The 20202-nt window shown below is 40.1% G+C and carries 20 protein-coding genes; 4 read left to right on the top strand and 16 right to left on the bottom strand.

The window, feature by feature from the left end; genetic code table 11:
- Positions 1 to 121: 121 nt before the first annotated feature.
- The 5 genes from AB986_RS15975 to AB986_RS15955 form a co-directional block, all read right to left on the bottom strand.
- Positions 122 to 2821: a DNA translocase FtsK gene (locus AB986_RS15975; protein WP_084006630.1), complete on the bottom strand. Its 2700-nt coding sequence runs from the start codon at positions 2819 to 2821 to the stop codon at positions 122 to 124.
- A 209-nt stretch (positions 2822 to 3030) separates the two neighbouring features.
- Positions 3031 to 3639: a YtpR family tRNA-binding protein gene (gene ytpR / locus AB986_RS15970; protein WP_048312284.1), complete on the bottom strand. Its 609-nt coding sequence runs from the start codon at positions 3637 to 3639 to the stop codon at positions 3031 to 3033.
- A 26-nt stretch (positions 3640 to 3665) separates the two neighbouring features.
- Positions 3666 to 4463, bottom strand: coding sequence for a DUF1444 domain-containing protein (locus tag AB986_RS15965; protein ID WP_048312283.1), 798 nt, complete (start codon positions 4461 to 4463; stop codon positions 3666 to 3668).
- 100 nt (positions 4464 to 4563) lie between these two features.
- A complete protein-coding gene (locus AB986_RS15960) occupies positions 4564 to 4878 on the bottom strand; it encodes a thioredoxin family protein (protein ID WP_048312282.1) in 315 nt (104 codons plus the stop codon).
- A 16-nt stretch (positions 4879 to 4894) separates the two neighbouring features.
- Positions 4895 to 5908, bottom strand: a complete 1014-nt coding sequence (locus AB986_RS15955) for a PTS sugar transporter subunit IIC (protein ID WP_048312281.1) — start codon at positions 5906 to 5908, stop codon at positions 4895 to 4897.
- A 134-nt stretch (positions 5909 to 6042) separates the two neighbouring features.
- On the opposite strand from AB986_RS15955, the gene AB986_RS15950 reads away from it, so the two are divergent.
- Entirely contained in the window at positions 6043 to 6489 is a 447-nt protein-coding gene (locus tag AB986_RS15950; RefSeq protein ID WP_048312280.1) for a YtoQ family protein, read from the top strand.
- Here the strand turns inward: AB986_RS15950 and AB986_RS15945 are convergent.
- Both AB986_RS15945 and AB986_RS15940 read right to left on the bottom strand, forming a co-directional pair.
- Positions 6486 to 6986, bottom strand: a complete 501-nt coding sequence (locus tag AB986_RS15945) for a DUF84 family protein (RefSeq protein ID WP_048312279.1) — start codon at positions 6984 to 6986, stop codon at positions 6486 to 6488. The genes AB986_RS15950 and AB986_RS15945 overlap by 4 nt on opposite strands.
- A 320-nt stretch (positions 6987 to 7306) precedes the next feature.
- Positions 7307 to 8374, bottom strand: coding sequence for a M42 family metallopeptidase (locus AB986_RS15940; protein ID WP_048312276.1), 1068 nt, complete (start codon positions 8372 to 8374; stop codon positions 7307 to 7309).
- A gap of 168 nt (positions 8375 to 8542) precedes the next feature.
- Between AB986_RS15940 and AB986_RS15935 the strand changes: the two genes are divergently transcribed.
- Positions 8543 to 8857 carry a hypothetical protein gene (locus AB986_RS15935; RefSeq protein WP_048312274.1) on the top strand — a complete coding sequence of 105 codons (315 nt, stop codon included), beginning with the start codon at positions 8543 to 8545 and terminating at the stop codon, positions 8855 to 8857.
- Positions 8858 to 8907: 50 nt separating this feature from the next.
- Here the strand turns inward: AB986_RS15935 and AB986_RS15930 are convergent, their stop codons facing one another.
- The 7 genes from AB986_RS15930 to trmB all read right to left on the bottom strand — a co-directional run bounded on the left by AB986_RS15930 (position 8908) and on the right by trmB (position 16337).
- Positions 8908 to 9444 (bottom strand): hypothetical protein, encoded by a 537-nt coding sequence (locus tag AB986_RS15930; RefSeq protein ID WP_152671014.1) that lies wholly within the window; start codon positions 9442 to 9444, stop codon positions 8908 to 8910.
- Positions 9445 to 9643: 199 nt separating this feature from the next.
- A complete protein-coding gene (proC, locus tag AB986_RS15925; protein WP_084006602.1) occupies positions 9644 to 10486 on the bottom strand; it encodes a pyrroline-5-carboxylate reductase in 843 nt (280 codons plus the stop codon).
- A gap of 447 nt (positions 10487 to 10933) precedes the next feature.
- Positions 10934 to 12841, bottom strand: coding sequence for a PTS fructose transporter subunit IIABC (locus AB986_RS15920; protein WP_048312271.1), 1908 nt, complete (start codon positions 12839 to 12841; stop codon positions 10934 to 10936).
- Complete coding sequence (pfkB, locus tag AB986_RS15915) at positions 12841 to 13770, bottom strand: 1-phosphofructokinase (protein WP_048312269.1); 930 nt, start codon at positions 13768 to 13770, stop codon at positions 12841 to 12843. The genes AB986_RS15920 and pfkB overlap by 1 nt, the downstream gene beginning before the upstream one ends.
- Positions 13767 to 14516, bottom strand: a complete 750-nt coding sequence (locus AB986_RS15910; RefSeq protein ID WP_048312267.1) for a DeoR/GlpR family DNA-binding transcription regulator — start codon at positions 14514 to 14516, stop codon at positions 13767 to 13769. Before AB986_RS15910 ends, pfkB begins: the two co-directional genes overlap by 4 nt.
- A 244-nt stretch (positions 14517 to 14760) precedes the next feature.
- Positions 14761 to 15603 (bottom strand): YtnP family quorum-quenching lactonase, encoded by an 843-nt coding sequence (locus AB986_RS15905; protein WP_048312266.1) that lies wholly within the window; start codon positions 15601 to 15603, stop codon positions 14761 to 14763.
- A gap of 92 nt (positions 15604 to 15695) precedes the next feature.
- The gene (gene trmB, locus AB986_RS15900; protein ID WP_048312265.1) at positions 15696 to 16337 is read right to left on the bottom strand and encodes a tRNA (guanosine(46)-N7)-methyltransferase TrmB; all 642 of its coding nucleotides are present in this window, start codon (positions 16335 to 16337) and stop codon (positions 15696 to 15698) included.
- A gap of 291 nt (positions 16338 to 16628) precedes the next feature.
- On the opposite strand from trmB, the gene cydS reads away from it, so the two are divergent.
- Both cydS and AB986_RS15895 read left to right on the top strand, forming a co-directional pair.
- Positions 16629 to 16724 (top strand): cytochrome bd oxidase small subunit CydS family protein, encoded by a 96-nt coding sequence (cydS, locus tag AB986_RS22985; RefSeq protein ID WP_394174332.1) that lies wholly within the window; start codon positions 16629 to 16631, stop codon positions 16722 to 16724.
- Between the two features lie 110 nt (positions 16725 to 16834).
- Positions 16835 to 17113: a YtzH-like family protein gene (locus AB986_RS15895; RefSeq protein WP_048312263.1), complete on the top strand. Its 279-nt coding sequence runs from the start codon at positions 16835 to 16837 to the stop codon at positions 17111 to 17113.
- Here the strand turns inward: AB986_RS15895 and AB986_RS15890 are convergent.
- Both AB986_RS15890 and pulA read right to left on the bottom strand, forming a co-directional pair.
- Positions 17097 to 17894, bottom strand: a complete 798-nt coding sequence (locus AB986_RS15890) for a phosphotransferase family protein (RefSeq protein WP_048312262.1) — start codon at positions 17892 to 17894, stop codon at positions 17097 to 17099. The two genes, AB986_RS15895 and AB986_RS15890, sit on opposite strands and share 17 nt — an antisense overlap.
- A gap of 137 nt (positions 17895 to 18031) precedes the next feature.
- A complete protein-coding gene (gene pulA, locus AB986_RS15885) occupies positions 18032 to 20170 on the bottom strand; it encodes a type I pullulanase (protein ID WP_053216219.1) in 2139 nt (712 codons plus the stop codon).
- Positions 20171 to 20202: the final 32 nt, after the last annotated feature.

The following is a 20202-nucleotide window of genomic DNA, read 5'->3' as shown; positions in this document are numbered from 1 at the left end:
TCATTCGAATGTGAGCTCTCTATGTTCAACCATTCACTTACCTGACTATAAATCCAATACTAGTTTAACACTATATATCATATAGAACTAGCTTATAGAAAACAAGTAGAAAAGATATGCACTAGACGTGCATATCTTTAAAGAAGGCATCTTCAAAATCTGTTTTATTCATAAGAATGCTTCTAGGCTTACTACCCATCGCCTCAGATACTAGCCCTCGCTCCTCCATCATTTCGATCAATCTTGCAGCGCGGTTGAAACCAATTCTGAAACGTCTTTGCAATGCTGAAGAAGAGGCTTGCCCTTGCTCAAAAGCCCACATGCAGGCTTCTTCAAATAAGTCATCTTCTTGATCATTGTATTGCTGTTTTTTCATCAAATCTTCTTTTTTAATTAAATAATTTGGCTTTCGCTGTTTTCTAACAAATGAAGTGACGCGTTCAATCTCCTCATCTGATACAAAATTGCCCTGCAATCGTACCGGTTTAGATGAACCATTCTCAAGGCAAAGCATATCGCCTTTCCCGAGTAGTTTCTCAGCTCCACTAGCATCCAGGATTGTTCTGGAATCAATTTGTGACGATACTGAGAACGCAATGCGCGTTGGGATGTTAGCTTTGATAAGTCCAGTAATCACATCAACTGAAGGACGCTGTGTTGCAACAAGCAAGTGAATTCCACATGCTCTTGCTTTCTGAGCAATTCGACAAATAGCATCTTCGACGTCCTGAGGAGACACCATCATTAGGTCCGCAAGCTCGTCTATAACGATTACAATGTAAGGAAGTTTATGCTGCGGTTCCCCATGATTAATCGCTCTTTCATTGTATCGCTTAATATCCCGAACCCCAGCAGCCGCAAACTTCTCATAACGCTCTTCCATTTCATCAACTGCCCATTTTAATGCGGTTGTTGCTTCTTTAACATCATTGATGACAGGAGTCACTAAGTGAGGAAGACCATTGTAAGGAGCTAATTCAACCATTTTTGGATCGATCAGCAACATTTTCACATCGCTAGGATTCGCTTTAAGAAGCAGACTTACTAGAATAGAGTTAATGCAAACACTTTTACCTGAGCCTGTTGCACCTGCTATCAGACCATGAGGCATTTTTTGTATGTCTGTTATTTTTGCCTCGCCCGCAATATCGAACCCAAGGGCTGCATTTAAGAGGGACCCTTCGGATTGAAATGCACCACTTCTTACAATCTCTCTAATGAACACTGGCTTACTTGTCGGGTTTGGCACCTCAATCCCTATGGCGTTTTTCCCAGGAATAGGAGCTTCCATTCGAATGTCTCTAGCAGCTAGACTAAGTTTAATATCATCACTTAAGTTCGTTATTTTATTTACTTTCACTCCAGGACTTGGTTGAACTTCAAATCTTGTAACTGTTGGTCCCATCGTAGCCCCAACTACACGCGCTTGGACATTAAAGTTTTCTAGAGTTGACTCCAATAGCTCCCGCTGCTCCTGAAGCCATTGGTCATCAGTACCCTCATTTCGAGGGGGAATATCTAGAAGCGATATTGGAGGAAGCTTGTATTCAGCTCCAGATACTGGTTTCTTAGAAAGATGTCTTCTATCATTCGCAAGCATCATCACATTGTAAGGAACCTGTGGTTTTGGCCTACCTTCTTCTCGTTTTGACTGTGGTTGTTGCTCTTGAATTTCTTCTTCACCATTCTGATCTTCTTGCTTATCTTCTAATGTAGTTGCTGTTTCAACATTACTAATTTGAGCTAGTTCAGCTGTCTCTGATTCATTTGATTCTGCATGGATAACTTCACGCGACTCATGATTTTCAGAACGATCGACATACTGAGATTCATACTGGACTGAGTCTTCCTCTAAAGCTACCTGATTCTCAAGTTCTGAGTCTTCTTCTAAAGCTATATGTTCTTCTACGTCTATGTCTTCTTCTAAAGTTACATCTTCTTCTACGTCTGTGTCTTCTTCTAAAGTTACATCTTCTTCTACGTCTCTGTCTTCAGCCATTGCTGGTTCGTAGACTTCTTCAACGGGCTCATATTCTTCGTGCTGAATTGGTTCTTCTACTACATTTCCATCTGCATGTTCTGCGGCTACGTTACCTACTTCTTCAATTACTGACGAATCAATTTGTGTTTCATGCTGATCATTAGTAGCCTGAGTCTGAGAATCGTTCAATTGGCTTACTTTCTTCTCGAACGTACTTGCTTCAACACTGATCGATTGGTCAACCTCTTCTTTAGGAGTATAGGTTTCTGTATCTCGAATTAACTTCTCCATCGTTTTGTTTTCATCTAGAGAAGTGTAGTAGTTACTTGGTGCGCTTTTGGCAGCTTCTTCCATCTTTTCAACGACAGGGCGCTTACTAAATCCATAGATCGGTGATGGAATATCTGATGGTTTAAAGTTTACACCAGTAAACTTTTTGCTTTTCTCGGTTTCAGGTTCAGCTGATTTAGTATTTCTAGTAGTATTCCTAGCATTATTTTTAGCCGGGCCCTGTTTCTTAGACTGATGCTGCTCCGACCAAGAAGGTGCCGGTTTTTCATTTTCATTCCGTTCTTGTTTTTCAGTTTTCACATCTTTCCTTGTTCTATTGTTCGATTGATCAGGAATAAGAGGAAAGCGGAAATTACCTTCCCTTGGATATTGGTGAACAACTCTCGCTTCACTCTTCCGATTTGCATTTTCCATTCTTCCAATAGAGTGCTTTCGATCAATCGGATTGTTATCCTGTGCTCGCTTCCGAACTGGAGGGTCTTCCTTTCTCTTCTCAATCGTTTCTTCTTCTTCATCAACATCAAATAATTTATTCCACACTTTTTTCATCCAATTATTATCCAATTACTATCACCTTTTCTAATTAAGCCCTTTTATCTCGCTCTGTTCTTCTATTTTATCGGAAAATCCCCTATCATTGTAAGGCTGTTTCTAAAATCTTTCGTTAAAAATGCTACTTCTTCGTCTAAAAATGGTAAAACAGGTTCTATATCCCTATTACCTTCTTTACAGAAAGAAAAAACCTACTAGAAAAAATCCTAGTAGGCTTTGAATTCAGATCCGATTTCATAATCATCAGGTAAGACAAGAATCCCTTTTTCCTGAGGTGCATCCGGTAGGTCAAGTTCTCGAGCTGAACAGATCATTCCAGTAGACTCGACACCACGCAAGCTAGCATCTTTAATAATCATTCCAGAGGGCATTACTGCTCCAACTTTTGCAACAACAACTTTTTGCCCCTCGCCGACATTAGGTGCTCCACAAACGATTTGTAGCTTTTCTTCTCCAACGTTCACCTGACAAATGTTTAACTTATCAGCATTGGGGTGTTTTTCCATTTCTTCAACAAAGCCAACAACAAATTTAGGAGACGCATCGAATGTAAGTTCATCTGTGAATCCATTCTCTTTAATTACTGTATTAATTGATGAAATGAGCTCCTCATTTCCATCAACTACGCCAGCTGTTTCAATTTGATCGATTGTAGTAAAATCAAACACATTATAACCAATTGTTTTGTTTGTCTCTTTGCTGTAAATACGTGCTACATTTCCATTTCGTTCAACAGCTTTATCATCCCGTTCGGTGCTACTTAGCGTGATAATTAAAGTGTCTCCAATGCCTTCTTTGTTGTAAAACATGTTCATATTCCTTGTACTCCTTTTACCAGTGATTATTTTTTTGGTTTGTTCTTAGCCATAATAAATATTGGTTCAAGCTTCCCATCTTCATAAATGAAAGGTAGACCAGTTACTGGCACAAGGCCGCTTGAAAAGAAGTGCATTGTAAGTTGGGCTAGTGCATCATATCCGCGTTCATTCTCAAGATCTGCAAAAATTAACACGTCTTGATGTGGTACAGCAACCGCAAGCTCTCCTTTTACTTCACTCGCCATTCGCTCGAGTAACGAGTCATTTAGAATTCGACTCGCATCATATCCATCATTCGTATTTAAGAAATAAAAAGTATTTCCAGCAACAGTATCTGTCTTCATTTCTGTAGAAAGCCCGCGAAGATTAAACATGGATACTTGATGTAACGCTTCTTTTGTCCAACCTTCTTTCTCAAGCCAATCCTGATCAATCAATCGATAAGAATTACCAAGGTCAAGAGCGAAATAAATTCTTGTTTCTGCAGTATGTTCTACAAATACAAATGGAACACCCGCCTCTGTTTCAGAAGCAAATGAGCCTGATCGTATAACAGGAAATATATTATTTTCTTTCCCATTAAGTTCTTGGGTTTCTTTCATTGCTTTAAGGGTTTCTTCTACATGATGAACCACTTCATCAAGTAACTTCTCTTTCCGCTCCTCATACTTTGCGGAGAGCCCCTTAAGTCCAAGACTCATTCCTTTTCCAGATGTCTTATCTTCTACCCTTAACTTCTCTTCTTTCCTATCGTATGTAAGCTCACGCTCTTCATGTTGAAGTCGATTCTCGAGCAGTTTTTTCAAATCTTTTGGTTCCATCTTTTTTCACCACCATATACGTACTAAGCTGTCACTTTATCATACCATGAAAAGCAATAATACAAAAACAAAGCTACGCAGAGCGTAGCTTTGTCCATTATTACTTTACAGTAGTAAGGAATTCTTCAATTTCTTCTTGTGATTTGCTAAGCTTACTTACAAAACGACCACTTTCTTCGCCGTCTTGGAAAGCAACAAAACTTGGGATACCAAAAACATCCATTTCTTGACAAAGGTCAATATGGTCGTCTCGATCCACATAGTAGAAATCTAACTCTGAATATTTCTCTTCTAACTCTGGAAGAAATGGTTCAATAACTCTACAGTCCGGGCACCAGTCTGCAGAAAACAGTAGTACAGACTTCCCTTCTTTAATTGCCTCTAAATATTCTTCGTGTTTTTCGAATTTCTTCATAATGATCCTCCTATGATTAATCTGTATTTATTTTCATATCACCTGGGCGAATGAAACCTTTTCTTCTCATTAATTCGGATATTAGCAGACTTATCACTGCGGGTCCAATGAAATGCAACAGGATGATTGCAAGCCATACTCCTCCACTTGCTCCCATAACGTTTAACGTCATAATCTGTCCTACAAATCCACTTGTACCCATTCCAGCTCCTGCAGAGTTGTTCATCATCATAATCCAACCGCTACCAAATGGAGCAATAATTGCACCTGCTACTGTTGGAGGAATTAATATCAATGGATTACGAACAATGTTTGCTACTTGTAGCATGGATGTCCCAATCCCCTGCGCGATGACACCACCGAAACCATTTTCACGATAACTGCTTACAGCAAAACCAACCATTTGAGCAGCACAACCGATTGTCGCAGCTCCTGCAGCTAGTCCTTCTAAGCCAAGCATAATGGCAATTGCAGCACTTGAGATTGGGGCTGTTAAAGCGAGTCCCATCAGAACCGCAACGATAACACCCATTAAGATCGGACGTTGCTCTGTTGCCCACATAATAAGTGAACCAAAATTCGTCATAAATGTATTGATACCAGGTCCAATTAGCGATGCAGTTCCAAAACCAGCGAAAATTGTAACAAGCGGCGTAATAATAATATCTAGTTTTGTTGATTTTGAAACAATCTTCCCTGCTTCGGCTGCTACAATGGCTGCTACGTAACTTCCAGCTGGCCCTCCGAGTTCAGCTCCTGCAGCCCCAGCTAGTAATGAAGCAAAAAGAACAAGTGGAGGAGCACCAAGACCATAAGCCACAGCCACACCAATGGCAGGACCCATTAACTCCATAGCGAGTGTACCAATTGGAACCAAGAATGATAGGGAGGAAACTTGTCCCCCTATCGTTTTAAGAATAAGTCCAATAATAAGCGAAGAGAAAAGCCCAAGCGCCATATAGCTTAAGGCAGTAATAAAATACACCCTAGGTGACAGTGTAATTCCCTTCTTCTGCAAATAATCTTTCATCTTACTCTCCTTCCAACATAACTACGAATAGTATACTCTTCATTATTAGCACAATACGGCATTCACTTTACTGGGAATATACTGAAACACCATGATACAATCGTTTCGTTACCAAATTTAAGGAGGCGTTACCAATGGAATTAACTGTTTATCTTGCTGGACAAATTCACGATAACTGGCGCAGTGAATTAAAGAACAAAGCTAAACAAATGGAACTTCCTATTCATTTCGTAGGTCCAATGGAAAATCACGATCGCTCTGATAACATTGGCCAAGAAATTAAAGGTGAACAGCCGAGTGCGATCTTTAAAGATGAAGCGGCTTCTGAAATAAATAACCTTAGAACACAAGTACTCCTTAATAAATCGGATGTTGTGATTGCTTTGTTTGGGGAGAATTATAAACAATGGAACAGCGCGATGGATGCTGGCACCGCAATTGCTCTTCAAAAGCCACTGATTCTTATTCGTCCTGAATCACTGCATCATCCATTGAAAGAGATTGCAAACAAAGCACAAGTTGTAGTAGAGACTGAGGAGCAAGCGCTTAAAGCATTGTCTTATATTTTCGAAACAAACTAACGAGTATAGAAGTGATATTGACCGAGCAGAACTTCTACGATTTGTTTATACATGTTCGTCCTCGTTATGGCGCCGTTGGTAAAGATACCGATTGCGCCTTCTTTTTTGTTTACTTCGGATCTTTTAGCAAACGCTGAAATAACTGGACCTAATTCCTCACCTTTAACCATTTTTACTTTAATCTCCTCTGGAAGTGGCAATCTTGCTCCACCAGCAACAATCTCCATCCCACCTTCATCAACAAGCACACCCCAATTGCATAAATAAAGGCGGTCATCAATTAACTGTACTCCACCTTCAAGCCCTATTCCGATAGTAGCTTTTGCTTGTTCCATCGCTGCCTTCGCTCGTTGTTTTGCACCAACTATTGTTTCTTCATCACCCCAGGGTTGATCTCGCACTCCAGATGGAACGGAGATACCTTCTACCGCTTCACCAAAACAGGCGATTACAGCATTCACTTTCACTGGATTAGTCGATCCTACTGCAATTTGCACTTAAAACGAACCTCCCTAGATTGACATTCAATTCTTTTAATAGGTTCTTTTCTAAAAGATTGTTGCTTTTGAATCAATCATTGAATAAAAAACCACACTTCGCTAATTGTAGCGGAAGGATGCTCGACTCCTGCGGGATTAGCGGGACAGGTGAGACCCCACAGGAGCGTAAGCGACGAGGAGGCTCACCGCCCGCCCCGCGGAAAGCGAGCATCCTGGAGCGGAAATTAACCCACTCTTATTGCAACAATGTCTACGAAAAGAGCCTTATAATATAATCCATTTCCACAAACAAAAGGAGCCGCTAAGGCCCCTTTCACTTACACGTTCGAACGAATGCTATCGACTGCCGTTTGATCAGTTGATTTAACGAGCTTGATAAGCAATTCTTTTGCTGCAGCATAATCATCAACATGAATAATAGAAGATGACGTATGAATGTATCTTGAACAAATCCCAACAACAGCTGAAGGTACGCCATTATTTGATAAATGAACGCGTCCTGCATCCGTTCCACCTTGTGAAATAAAGTATTGATAAGGGATTTCATTGCTTTCAGCAGTATCAAGGACAAAATCTCTTAATCCTTGATGCGTTACCATTGAGCGGTCATAAATTCTTAATAACGCTCCTTTTCCAAGCTGTCCAAATTCATTTTTATCGCCGGTCATATCATTTGCTGGACTTGCATCAAGGGCATAGAAAAGATCTGGATTAATCATGTTCGCCGCCGTTTGCGCACCTCTTAAACCAACTTCTTCTTGGACGGTTGCTCCAGAATACAATTCATTTGGAAGTTCTTCATTTTGAAGTTCCTTAAGAAGTTCGATCGCAAGTCCGACTCCGTAGCGGTTATCCCAAGCCTTCGCCATGATCTTCTTATTGTTAGCCATTGGCGTAAATGGACACGTTGGAACAATTTGTTGTCCCGGCTTAACACCAATTCGCTCTGCATCTTCTTTGTTATCTGCACCAATATCAATAAGCATGTTTTTAATCGCCATTGGTTTATTACGTGTTGCATCATCAAGCAAGTGTGGAGGGATCGACCCAATGACACCTGGAATCGGTCCATTCTTCGTCATAACTTCGACGCGCTGTGCAAGAAGCACTTGACTCCACCATCCACCAAGTGGCTGAAAACGTAACATGCCATTTTCAGTAATTGAAGTAACCATAAAGCCTACTTCGTCCATATGTCCTGCGACCATAATTCTTGGGCCCGAATTTCGTTTTACTCCAAAAACACTTCCAAGGTTATCCTGAATGATTTCATCACTATATTTACTAATTTCACCCTTCACAAACTTTCTCACATCATGTTCGAATCCTGGTGCTCCCTGTAATTCTGTTAGCGTTTTAAATAGTGATAGCGTCTCTTCTTTCATATGTATCCCCTTTCATCATTCCTGTTTTCCCTTTCTATTGTATCGAATCTGAATAAGTGTTGCTAGTGTGATGAATTTTCAGCATAAACATTTGGTTGGAACCAGAACTTCCGATATACTGAAGAAGGAAACGAAATAGGTTAGTTTTAGAAGGGAGACTTCAGGAGAATGAGAACGAGAGATGTTTTAGTAGGTGCGCTTATAGGCGCCAGTGCTGCAGCTATTTCAGCGGCTTCAATCGCTTCAAGACAAACGTATCTATCACCCGAGAAAGCACTAAAAGCTGTAAAAGGTGCTGTAAAGCCTGTGTATACAATTAAAGGCTCATGGATTCATATGAAAACAGATTCAGTACAGAAATACAATCTCCCATTTACCGTCTATTCTGGCGGTCTCACTTGTGAGAAAGATGGACAGCTTCTACAGCTTGATTTCATGGTTGATGCAGAAACAGGAACACTCGTTGACTTGCAATCTCAATAAAAAATCCCTCTTCGATCCAAATCGAAGGGGGATTTTAATTCATTCTACATTTAGAACGTAGAATTTGTTTCATATACATTGTTTTTCAATTTAAAGCTTAGTGTAGAATATTTGTTTTTTGACCACATGTAACCAATAAAGAATGGAACTACAAACATAATTGCACTTAGAAATAGAATGACGCCCATATTAAGATGCTGACCACTTTCATGGCTATCTTTAAACTCTTTTGCTTTCTCCAAATCTAAAACTTGCGTATCAGGAATAATAGCATTTGCATCTGTGTCATAGAAAAGGACCTGAGTATGATCTTCAAAGAAAATGTTGTCACGTACTGTACCAAAGTCTACTACCATCATAGTAACCTGGCTGAATTCTTTATCTGCTGAACTATCAACCTTGAGAGTTTCAGCCTCCTGAATTTTGAGAGAACCTTTATCATAATCATAGTGTTCCTCTTCCAGGTAACCCGTAACACCTTTTTTAACTTCATCGCTAACCTGCGCTTCAGCATTCGCTGCTGTACCCGCAAAAGGAAATGCGACTAAAAATGCAGCAATAAGAGCAAAAATTCCTTTTTTCATCATTTTTTCCTCCTCTAACAAACAAATTATCCAATTCTTATCATATCATATTCCCTCTATTATTCTACTAACATTTTGAAGAAAAGAACATCCAATACGAGGAAAACCCGGACAGATCATCCAGCTCACTACTGATTGTACCCCTCATATTAGGATCTCTAACTATCTTATCGAAAAAAAAAGAACCGGTTTTTACCGGTTCTTACTGTGTAACTGGTTTTTTATTAAATTGATTACTAATTTCTTTTGAACGAGTAGCCGCATTTTCGACTGCAGCTTCAATCGCTTCTCCGCCACCGTTCTCATACAATGCTTCAAGTCCTGCTTGAGTTGTACCATTTGGAGAAGTCACTTTCTTCCTAAGAGCTGAAGGAGAATCTTCCGATTGCTCTGCCATCATTCCTGCACCAAGTACAGTTTGGACAGCCATTTTACGAGCGGTTTCGGTTTCAATGCCTCCCTCGACTGCTGCTTTTTCGAGGCTCTCAATTACATGATAAATATAAGCTGGTCCGCTTCCTGCAACACCTGTAAATACGTCCATTTGTTCTTCTTCAATCACAACTGTTTCACCGATTGAACGAATAAGTGCGCGGGCAATTGTTACCTGCTCATCAGATACATGTTCTCCTGCTGCAAGAGCAGAAATTGATTTCCCAATCATACTTGATGTGTTCGGCATAACGCGAATAACTGGCTGTTCACCTTCCAGTTTTTCTTCAATAAATGATGAAGGTACTCCAGCAAGAACGGAAAGTAGAAGTTGTTCATTTGTAATGAAATCTTCAATTCCTTCTAGCGCACGTTCAACATCTTTTGGCTTCATAGCCAGGATAACAACGTCAGCTTCACGAACTGCGAATTCTATACTCTGAGTCGCCAATACGCCATGGTTCTCCATAAGTTCCTGACGACGTTGTTCATTACTTCTGTTTGTCATAATAATACGTTCAGGTTCAATAGTACCTGACTCAATCATTCCTGCTGCCATTGCTTCTGCCATTGAACCCGCTCCGATAAACGTTACGGTTTTATTTTCTAGCATGATTGCCTCCTTTGGATTTCCGAAAAATCATCTACGGTCATTTATACTAACACTGCTTTCAGAACGCTTCAACCTTAATACAGTAATAAATGAGCATACTCGTAAGATAGTAAGTGAAAACGCTAACATTTGTATCTCAGCATAAACTGTATTTACGAGATGGGCATATATCGTGTCTCACGCCTTCTCACACTCTCTCATCCCGACTGGACTTTTTACACATTATGGTAATATAGCACTTCTTCATCTTTTTAGAAAGCTCTTTTCGTAGACTTTGTTGCTTTTACTGTATAGGTTCGCTTTCCGCGGGGCGGGCGGTGAGCAGCCTTCCTCTCCAATCAGCAAAATATGGTTTTTTATTCAATAATTGTTTCAAAAGCAACAATATGAGCTAGCATAGACTAGAAATAAAATAAAAAGGCCCCTTGTTGGGACCTTTTCATACTTTTATGCCTGTACTTCTGGTTTCGACTTCTTCAATATCCCTACCAATAATGCTGTAACGATCGTACCGATTACGATCGCAAGAATATAAAGAAGGATATGGGAAAGTGAGATATTATTTACTGACCACATGACAAACGCTCCACCATGTGGCGCTGGTAGTGCAATGTTAAATAGCATCGTTAGCGCACCAGCAAGTGAAGATCCAACAATGATGGAAGGGATCACTCGTCCAGGATCAGCTGCCGCAAATGGAATCGCTCCCTCTGTTATGAATGATGCGCCCATCACATACGCAACTTTCCCTGCTTCTTTTTCTGTTTGGTTGAAACGCTTCTTAAATAGCGTTGTAGCAAGTGCTAGTCCAAGTGGGGGCGTCATACCACCTGCCATAATAGCGGCATGATAAGTAAGGTTACCAGCATCAATCATCGCAATCCCAAACGTAAAGGCTGCTTTATTAATTGGACCACCCATATCGACTGCCATCATTCCACCTAGAATTAAACCAAGTAGTAATTTGTTCGTTGTGCCCATACCACTTAACCAATTCTCAAGACCAGTATTAAGAGCACCCACAGGTTCGATTACAACATACATCATAACAATTCCAGTAATAAAGATACCAAACAATGGATAGAGCAATACTGGCTTTAATCCTTCAAGTGACTGTGGTAGATTTGAGAACAGCTTTTTAAGAAGAAGAACAGCATAACCGGCTAGAAATCCGGCAATTAACCCTCCTAGGAATCCAGCACCATTCGTTGAAGCCATTAGACCACCGACAAGACCAGGAGCAAGACCAGGACGATCAGCGATACTCATTGCAATGAATCCAGCAAGGACAGGAATCATTAGGGCAAACGCATTTCCACCGCCAATTGTGCTAAGCGCTGCTGCAAAAGCGTTATAACTCGGATCATCAGGATCAGCGGCATTAATACCAAAGATAAAGGAAAGTGCGATTAAAATACCACCACCAACAACGAGAGGAAGCATGTTTGAAACACCATTCATTAAGTGTCTATAGAAAGGAGACTGCTTGCCTTTTCTTTCGTTTTTCTTCTCGCTAATTTGATCTTCATATGAACCTGTCGCATTGTAGATTGGCGCATCACCGCTAGTAGCTCGATTTAATAGCTCTGCTGGTTTTCGAATCGCTTCTGCGACAGGTACTTCGATCACCTTTTTGCCTTTAAAGCGATCCATTTCCACTTTTGTATCTGCTGCAACAATTATGGCTGGCGCTCTCTGTATCTCTTCATCAGTAAGACGATTCTTAACTCCACCTGACCCATTGGTTTCCACTTTAACGCCATATCCTAATTCAGCTGCTTTTGCTTTTAATGCATCTGCCGCCATATAAGTATGAGCAATACCTGTAGGACAGGCAGTTACAGCAAGAATTTTCCCAGATAGTTGATTTGATTCTTCCTCTTCTTCTGTCTCTTCATTTTCTTCTTCTTTTTGATCGAACGCCTGAATAACTTCCTCTTCTGATCGCGCTTTCAAAAGTCCTTTGCGAAATTCTGTATCCATCAAGAAAGAAGATAATCTTGAAAGAGCTTCAAGGTGAGTTTGGTTTGCACCTTCTGTTGCTGCAATCATAAAGAACAAGTGAGCAGGTTGACCATCAAGAGATTGATAGTCTATCCCTACTTCAGAGCGGCCAAATACAATAGCCGGTGCCTTTACAGCAGCAGTCTTTGCATGCGGGATCGCTATACCTTCACCAATACCTGTTGTACTCTCGTTCTCGCGCGCGTGTATGGCCTTTTTAAATGCTTGCAGGTCTTGTAAATGACCAGCTGAATCTAGTTTTGCAGAAAGTTCATTAATAACCTGATCTTTGGAACTTGATTCAAGGTCTAGAATCATTGTCTTTTTAGTTAATAATTCTGTGATTCTCATTATCTTTGACCTCCCCCATTATCATACGGTTTAACCGAAATTTTTTTTCGTAATGTCTGGACTTCCTCTTCCGTACAAAATCCTGATGAAAATGCGCTAGCACTTCCTGCTGCAATACCTGATTGGAATGCTTCCTTGAGGTCTCCTGTTTCTATATAAGTACTTAGAAAGCCAGCAACCACTGAGTCACCTGCTCCAACCGAGTTTTTAACGTGACCAACTGGGACATTTCCAAAAAGAATATCTTCTTGTGTAATTAATACTGCGCCATTTCCCGCCATAGAAACAATCACATTCTCTGCGCCCATTGCTTGAACTTTCTTGCCATACTTCACAGCATCATCAACTGTTGTCACTGTAACTCCAAATAAATCGCCAAGCTCATGATGGTTTGGTTTAACAAGAAATGGTTTTGCTTTCAATGTTTCTTCCAGCGCTTTTCCTTTCGTGTCTACAATGGCTTGTACACCATCTGGTAAAGAATGAAGAATGCGTGAATAGATTGACTGATTAATGCTTGCAGGAACGCTACCTGCCATCACGACCAAATCACCTGGGACTGTTTGAGAAAGTTGCTCAAATAATTTATCCACATAATCTTCCGAGATAGATGGGGATAATCCATTGATTTCAGTTTCTTCACTGTTTTTGAGTTTAATGTTGATGCGTGTGTCGCCTTCAACGTGAATAAATTTGGTAGATAATTCCTCATCATTAAGGGACTTTTCGATAAACTGACCTGTAAACCCACCCACAAAACCTAAAGCAGTGGATTGATGACCGAGCCTTTTAAGAACTCGCGTTACGTTTACACCCTTACCGCCAGCAATTTTCGTTTCTTGATCAACCGTATTAACTAGCCCTGTCTTGAGGTTATCAAGTTGGACAATATAATCTACAGATGGATTTAAGGTAATTGTATATATCATATCTTCACCACTTCTACTGTTGTATGTTTAATTGCATCGTAGTTAATATCAGGATGTTCATTCGTTATAATTGTGCATTCTTCTATGTCCGCCACTTTACTGAAGGCTGATTCACCTATTTTGGAGTAATCCGCGACAATGTACGGCTCTCGTGAGAGCTTTATCGCGGCTCTCTTGATAATTGCCTCATCTGGGTCAGCTGTTGTGTACCCGAGCGTTTCATGAATACCATTTATTCCAATAAAACATTTATCAAATCGATAAGTTTCAATGCTTTCAAGCGCCTTTGAACCTGTCATAGCTCCAGTTCTTGCTTTAAACTTTCCACCTACGATATAAGTTGTAATTCCTTCTGCCATAAGATTCTCAATAACCTGATACCCATTCGTGACGACAATAACCTCTTTACCATGCAAGAACTCGCCAATTTTTTGTGTCGTTGTTCCCGCATCAAGAAAAATACAGTCACCATCTTTTACTAACTCAGCGGCATAAGCTGCAATCTTAGCTTTCTCATCCAGATTCTGACTGGATTTCTCACCGAGTGACGGCTCCGTCCACTTTGAGCGAAAAAGAGATGCACCTCCATGAACGCGTTTAAGCTTATTCTCGTTCTCTAGTTGGACAAGATCGCGACGTATTGTCGACATCGAAGCACCTGTAACCTCACTTAAGTCATGTACAGTCGCTGTTTCTTGTTCCTTCAAAACTTGTAAAATGATGAATTGACGCTCTGCATTTAACAAGTCATCACCTACTTTCTAATCACAGTATAATGAAAGCACTTTCAGAAGTCAATCATTTCCGATCAAATTAATTCAAAAACAATCAATATCAATCAAATATATTCACCAAAAGAGTTATCTAAGAAATTGCAAAATGACTGTTGGTTATGAAAGACAATTAATAAAATCGATCAGACATAGCTTAATGGAGCGGAAACTTCCAAATAAAAAAGGAAGACTGCGCAATCTCCAGTCTTCCTTACACTTATCTTTCCCGCTTCACTTCATCCAATACTTTATAGGATTCATCCCATTTAAGCCCTCGATAAATCGCATCGTGATAAAAGATAAACCACGCGTTCTTCTCAACAGCATCTTTAATCCATTTTTCTTTTGCATAAATGGATGTCATAGGGTAATCATCATACGCGAGTACCCAGAGTGGATTTGCATGAGCATGAGTTGGCATTAAATCAGCCATGTGAATTAGATACTCGTCGCCTTCTTCCATTGTAATAATGGAATGCCCATCACTATGTCCACCCGTATGGTGCATCATTAACCCTGGAAGGACTTCATAAGAACCACTGAAAGTGCGCACCTGATCTTCTACAGCTTCCCAATTTTCTTTCCAATATGTATTCTTTGAACGAATGTTAGGATCTCTCATCTCGTTCCATTCTACTACAGAGGTATATATCACAGCATTTGGAAAAGTCGATTTGTATCTATTTTCAACCGCTTCTGTTAATCCGCTCGCATGATCAAAGTGGAGATGTGTCATTAGAATAATATCAATGTCCTCTACCGATAGCGAAAGTTCTTCTAACGAGGAACGAACATCTGATTCTTCATGTACACCATAATTTCTCTTTTGCTTATCATCGAGTTTCCCTAATCCAATACCTGATTCCACTAGAATATTCTTTCCCTGCCATTGGAGTAGCAAGGGATCTGTTCTAAGCTCTATTTGATTCTTTTCATTCACAGGGTACTTCTTGCTCCAAAGTGGTTTTGGAACGACACCAAACATGGCGCCTCCATCCATGTGCGTTACGCCACCTCTAAGCCATGTGATCGATAATGTCCCAACTTTTAACTGTTCCATCGATATCCCCCTCTTATTGAATTCCATATTATTTTCTCATTAAAAGAAACCGCTTTCAAATATAATTAAAAAAAAGCCGTTTAAACAACGGCTTACGATCTAAATTGTGCTTCACAACGATATATTCGACTGCCTTTTGCAGAGAACTTTTCCTCATATTCAGTCATCACATTGTTTTCCATCTCGCTTCGATGCAAATCGAGACTCACTTCGTTTAATGTCATGCCATATGCAGAAAAGCTATGAAGAGAATATTCAAATAGTCCTTGATTATCCGTCTTAAAGTGAACCTCACTATTCGGCTTCATCACAACACGATATAGATCAAGAAACGTTTTGTACGTAAGTCGTCTTTTCTCATGGCGATTCTTAGGCCATGGATCAGAGAAATTTAAATAAATGCGACTTACTTCGTTCTCCTCAAAAATAGTCGTTAAATCCTGGGCATTTTCATTTAATAAACGCACATTTGGAACGTCTTCCTCCAGCAACTTCTCAAGTGCTGATACCATTACACTTGAAGAGAGTTCTAAACCGACAAAATTCACATCAGGATTCTGTTTTGCCATACCAATAATAAACTGACCTTTCCCAATTCCTACTTCTAAATGAATTGGATTACTATTATTAAAAACGTCATTCCATTTTCCTTTTCTTTCACTAGGGTTGGTTGGAACGAGTTCAGGATTTTCTGCAAACATATCCTCCGCCCATGGTTTGTTTCTTTGACGCATGCTTTCACTTCCTTATTATCTTCTTTCCGTTTGGCTCTTTTCTAAAAGATTGTTGTTATTGAAAGAGATTTTGCAATTTCAAAGTTGAATGGATTAGAAATCAACCAATACTCTTATAGAAACAATGTCTTAGAAAATAACCTTCCGTTTTCACACAATCGACATTTTACCATGAAATCAACAGAATAGAAAGCGCGTTCGACGGGTATTAAATAGTAATAAAATTGTAGCAAAATCATGTTGAATCGAAAGACAAAGAGGTTATGATGAAGACAAGGAGGCATGATTTTAATGGAACACTTTCTAATTATGTGGGCACCATGGATTGTTATCGTTCTTTCAGTAGCTGCTTTATTCGGATGGGCAGCAAAAGGAGATACACATTAATATCATTTCATATAAAACACGGATGACTCCGTGTTTTTTTACTTTCTTAGCAGGATAATTCTCCATAAGCTGTACACGCTACTAAGTAGTACTGTTAAGGAGGAAAGGATATGCCACTCTCACACGAGGATCAGCTCTACGTTCTAACTGATATTCTGAAAAACCATCACATCGATTGTACAGGAACATCATCCGAATGCCAGCAAATTCAAAGGTTAGCATCGGCACTGCAACGAAACAATTTCATCGCTCCAGAAATTAAGCAAGTTCTTGGACAAATTGAGCAATACAGCTCAGCTGGGGCTCTTCATAAGGATCTGCTAGAACACATTGAAACCCACCAGCCTCATCTTAGCCAGTGGGTAGATACAATTAATCAGTATCAATAAGTCGGTAATGGTTTAAGTTCTCAAGATCTTTCTTCCAGAATTCCACTTCTCCGTTTAATCCTTTATGATCATACCAGTAGATTGACAGTAAGGTCTGAGCCAGCACATACCAATACATGCGTTGGCGAAGACCTTCTGTATTTGTAAGACCATAATGAGTGAGCCAATCTCCCCACTCCTCTTTTGGCAGATACCAGTATAGGAGCATGCCTATATCTAATGCTGGGTCCGCAACAACTGCTCCGTCCCAATCAATCAAATACAAATTCCCTTCCTCACTGAACATCCAATTATTATGATTAACATCACAATGGCAAACGACCTTTTGCACATGTTCAAGGTCGTTTTTGTTTGCTGCAAGATAAGAAAGAGCCCTTATAACCTCTACGTCCGTACGATGATGATTCTCGAACTTCTGCATAAGATCGAGGTAGATCACGTCCGGGGATAAAGGCTTTTTTCCGAGACGATTAAGCATCCTGAGAAGTTCTGAAGACCGATGAATTTTATAAAGCATTTGTGCCACTCTTGGCTGCTTCATCTCATGTGACTTCAGTTCCCTCCCCGGCAGCCACTTCTGGGCTGTAATGACGTCTCCATTCTCAAGTCGCTTGGTCCAGAGAAGTTTCGGTACAATTCCTTCCGCCGACAAAACAGCCAGAAAAGGCGAGGAGTTCCGCTTGAGGAATAATTTCTCGTCTCCATATTGAGCTAAGTATGCTTCGCCTGTCGCTCCGCCAGCAGGCGTCACCTGCCAGCCTTCGCCTAAAATGTTCTCCAACAAATTCACCTTCGATTCCCGTTAGTTTGTAGATTCTGGAAGTTTTACTTTTGTCTTTAGCGGTACGTTCTCCGGACTTAGCTAAAAACCGCCTACGAATAAAAAATTATAACACAGGTTGACGAAATCTTCATGTATTAGTCGTTTGTCATTAAAACAATCGTATTAAACGGAGCAATCGTTAGTACTTTATCGCTCGTTTTTCTGATAGGTTCGACACCTGCTAAATCACCTTCAGCAAGAATCCATTTCTCTCCATGACCAATATCAATCACATCAGAGTGAAATCCTCCGTTATGAATAACAATCATCGTTTCATTCGTCTCATCTTGATCAATTCGATACGCAAGTAATGGACCTGGAGAGTCAAGGAAAGTAATTCTTTTAAGATCATGTACTTCGGCCATTCTAAATGCTTTAAAGTGTTTACGAATGGCGATAAGGCCTTTTACATACTTAACGTTTTCCTGAACTGCTCTCATTCTCTGCCAATCAAAGCGATTAATTTTATCTGGTGATTTATAACTGTCTTCTACACCGTTCTTCGTTCTGAAAAACTCCTGTCCCGCGTGAATGAAAGGAATGCCTTGCGAAAGGAGTGTAATGGCTGTGGCAAGCCTGTGCATTTGTTTCTTTACTTCTTCATTCACATCCGGATGACTCCGGTTTAAGCGGTCCCATAACGTATGGTTATCATGGCACTCAACATAATTAATTGACTGAGAAGCGGTAATGAAATAATCTTCAACACTCCCCATTATACACTTCTTCACCTCTTCTTTAACTGAAAAGTTTCCAGTCGCAAAACCGTTCGATCGCGTATCGAATAATTTCCCTTTCACAGAATCACGGTAGTGGTCATTAAAGAAACCGATACGAGGCATTTCACTTGCATGAGAAATCATAGCTTTACGGTGATCAGGTAAAATCGTATTCATATGCCAGCCTTCACCGAATAAGAGAATTGTCGGATCAATACAATCAAGTGCATAACGAACATCATTCATAGTCTCTTTATCGTGAATTCCCATTAGATCAAAACGGAAACCATCTACTCCGAACTCCTTTGCCCAGTAAACAACAGAATCGATGATTAGCTTTCTCATCATCTTTCGTTCAGAAGCAGTATCATTTCCAACTCCCGTTCCGTTTGAGGGTTTACCACCTTGATCGAATCGAAAGAAATAGCCTGGTACTATTTTCTCGAGGTTCGAAGCATGAAGCTGATAAACGTGATTGAATACCACATCCATTATTACTCTAAGTCCTTTACGGTGAAAGCTTGCAATCATTTCTTTCACTTCTCGAATTCTAGTATAGGGCTCATGTGAGTTCAACGAATAGCTACCTTCAGGAACAAAATAATGAATTGGATCATAACCCCAGTTATAAGACGGCTCCGGCTTCATTTCATCTACACTTCCAAAATCCTGAATTGGCAATAACTCAACATGAGTAACGCCAAGCCATTTGATGTAATTTAATCCGGATGGAATTCCATTCTTTTCAGGTGGTTCTTCCGTAAAGGCTTTATATTTTCCTTTGTTTTGTAAACCACTCTTAGCTTGAGAGCTGAAATCTCGTACATGAAGCTCATAAATAATCGTATCCGAAGGCTTTTCTAACGACGGCTTTGCCATTGGATCCCAGTTTTCTGGATTTGTATTAGCTGTATTAACAACCATACCAAATTTACAATTTGACGTTGCAGCTTTGGCATAGGGATCGATAGTCTCCCGCCATTCACCGTTTACATATACGCTGTAAGTATAGAGCGTTCCCTCTCCTTCCGTGGAAGAGCATTCGAATACACCACGATCTTGTTTTAACATTGGAAGTTCAATTCGCTTCTGAAAGCTTTGATTGTAGATGTTTACAATCACTTCCGTTGCTGTTGGTGCCCACACTCTAAATATCGTTCCTGTTTCTGTTAATAAAGCTCCTAGTTCACCATCATAATAATAGCGATCATCAAAAGCCTCTGTTCGAACAACTTTCCCTGTGAAAACAAGGCTAGACTCGCCACTTGAATGAATTAGAAAGTAGTCATTTCCAGGAACGTATTCGTCACTTACGTATAATGTAACGAGCCTCTTCTTTCCCATTTTGGAATTCTCTTTCACTTCAACTGGAAGATCTAAATGACCATCAGTAAGGGTGTAGGCATCATGAACATCTAACGAGATATCGGCCATAACCGTAATTGTGCGAAAATCATCCCAATATGCTGTAAAAGCCTGGCTTACTTTTTTAAATGCAGAATAATCTCGTATCAAATAAATCCCATCCTTTGCTGAGGTGCTTACAA

The sequence above is a fragment of the Guptibacillus hwajinpoensis genome, from assembly GCF_001039475.1.
Lineage (GTDB): Bacteria > Bacillota > Bacilli > Bacillales > Guptibacillaceae > Guptibacillus > Guptibacillus hwajinpoensis.
Note: the sequence above shows the minus strand (reverse complement) of the source record. Positions and strands in the feature narration are given on the sequence as shown.

Excerpts from the sequence above, each read along its gene's own strand:
- AB986_RS15975 (WP_084006630.1), bottom strand. The coding sequence starts at position 2,821 with ATGAAAAAAGTGTGGAATAAATTATTTGATGTTGATGAAGAAGAAGAA.
- ytpR (WP_048312284.1), bottom strand. The coding sequence starts at position 3,639 with ATGAACATGTTTTACAACAAAGAAGGCATTGGAGACACTTTAATTATC.
- AB986_RS15965 (WP_048312283.1), bottom strand. The coding sequence starts at position 4,463 with ATGGAACCAAAAGATTTGAAAAAACTGCTCGAGAATCGACTTCAACAT.
- AB986_RS15960 (WP_048312282.1), bottom strand. The coding sequence starts at position 4,878 with ATGAAGAAATTCGAAAAACACGAAGAATATTTAGAGGCAATTAAAGAA.
- AB986_RS15955 (WP_048312281.1), bottom strand. The coding sequence starts at position 5,908 with ATGAAAGATTATTTGCAGAAGAAGGGAATTACACTGTCACCTAGGGTG.
- AB986_RS15950 (WP_048312280.1), top strand. The coding sequence starts at position 6,043 with ATGGAATTAACTGTTTATCTTGCTGGACAAATTCACGATAACTGGCGC.
- AB986_RS15940 (WP_048312276.1), bottom strand. The coding sequence starts at position 8,374 with ATGAAAGAAGAGACGCTATCACTATTTAAAACGCTAACAGAATTACAG.
- AB986_RS15935 (WP_048312274.1), top strand. The coding sequence starts at position 8,543 with ATGAGAACGAGAGATGTTTTAGTAGGTGCGCTTATAGGCGCCAGTGCT.
- AB986_RS15930 (WP_152671014.1), bottom strand. The coding sequence starts at position 9,444 with ATGATGAAAAAAGGAATTTTTGCTCTTATTGCTGCATTTTTAGTCGCA.
- proC (WP_084006602.1), bottom strand. The coding sequence starts at position 10,486 with ATGCTAGAAAATAAAACCGTAACGTTTATCGGAGCGGGTTCAATGGCA.
- AB986_RS15920 (WP_048312271.1), bottom strand. The coding sequence starts at position 12,841 with ATGAGAATCACAGAATTATTAACTAAAAAGACAATGATTCTAGACCTT.
- pfkB (WP_048312269.1), bottom strand. The coding sequence starts at position 13,770 with ATGATATATACAATTACCTTAAATCCATCTGTAGATTATATTGTCCAA.
- AB986_RS15905 (WP_048312266.1), bottom strand. The coding sequence starts at position 15,603 with ATGGAACAGTTAAAAGTTGGGACATTATCGATCACATGGCTTAGAGGT.
- trmB (WP_048312265.1), bottom strand. The coding sequence starts at position 16,337 with ATGCGTCAAAGAAACAAACCATGGGCGGAGGATATGTTTGCAGAAAAT.
- cydS (WP_394174332.1), top strand. The coding sequence starts at position 16,629 with ATGGAACACTTTCTAATTATGTGGGCACCATGGATTGTTATCGTTCTT.
- AB986_RS15895 (WP_048312263.1), top strand. The coding sequence starts at position 16,835 with ATGCCACTCTCACACGAGGATCAGCTCTACGTTCTAACTGATATTCTG.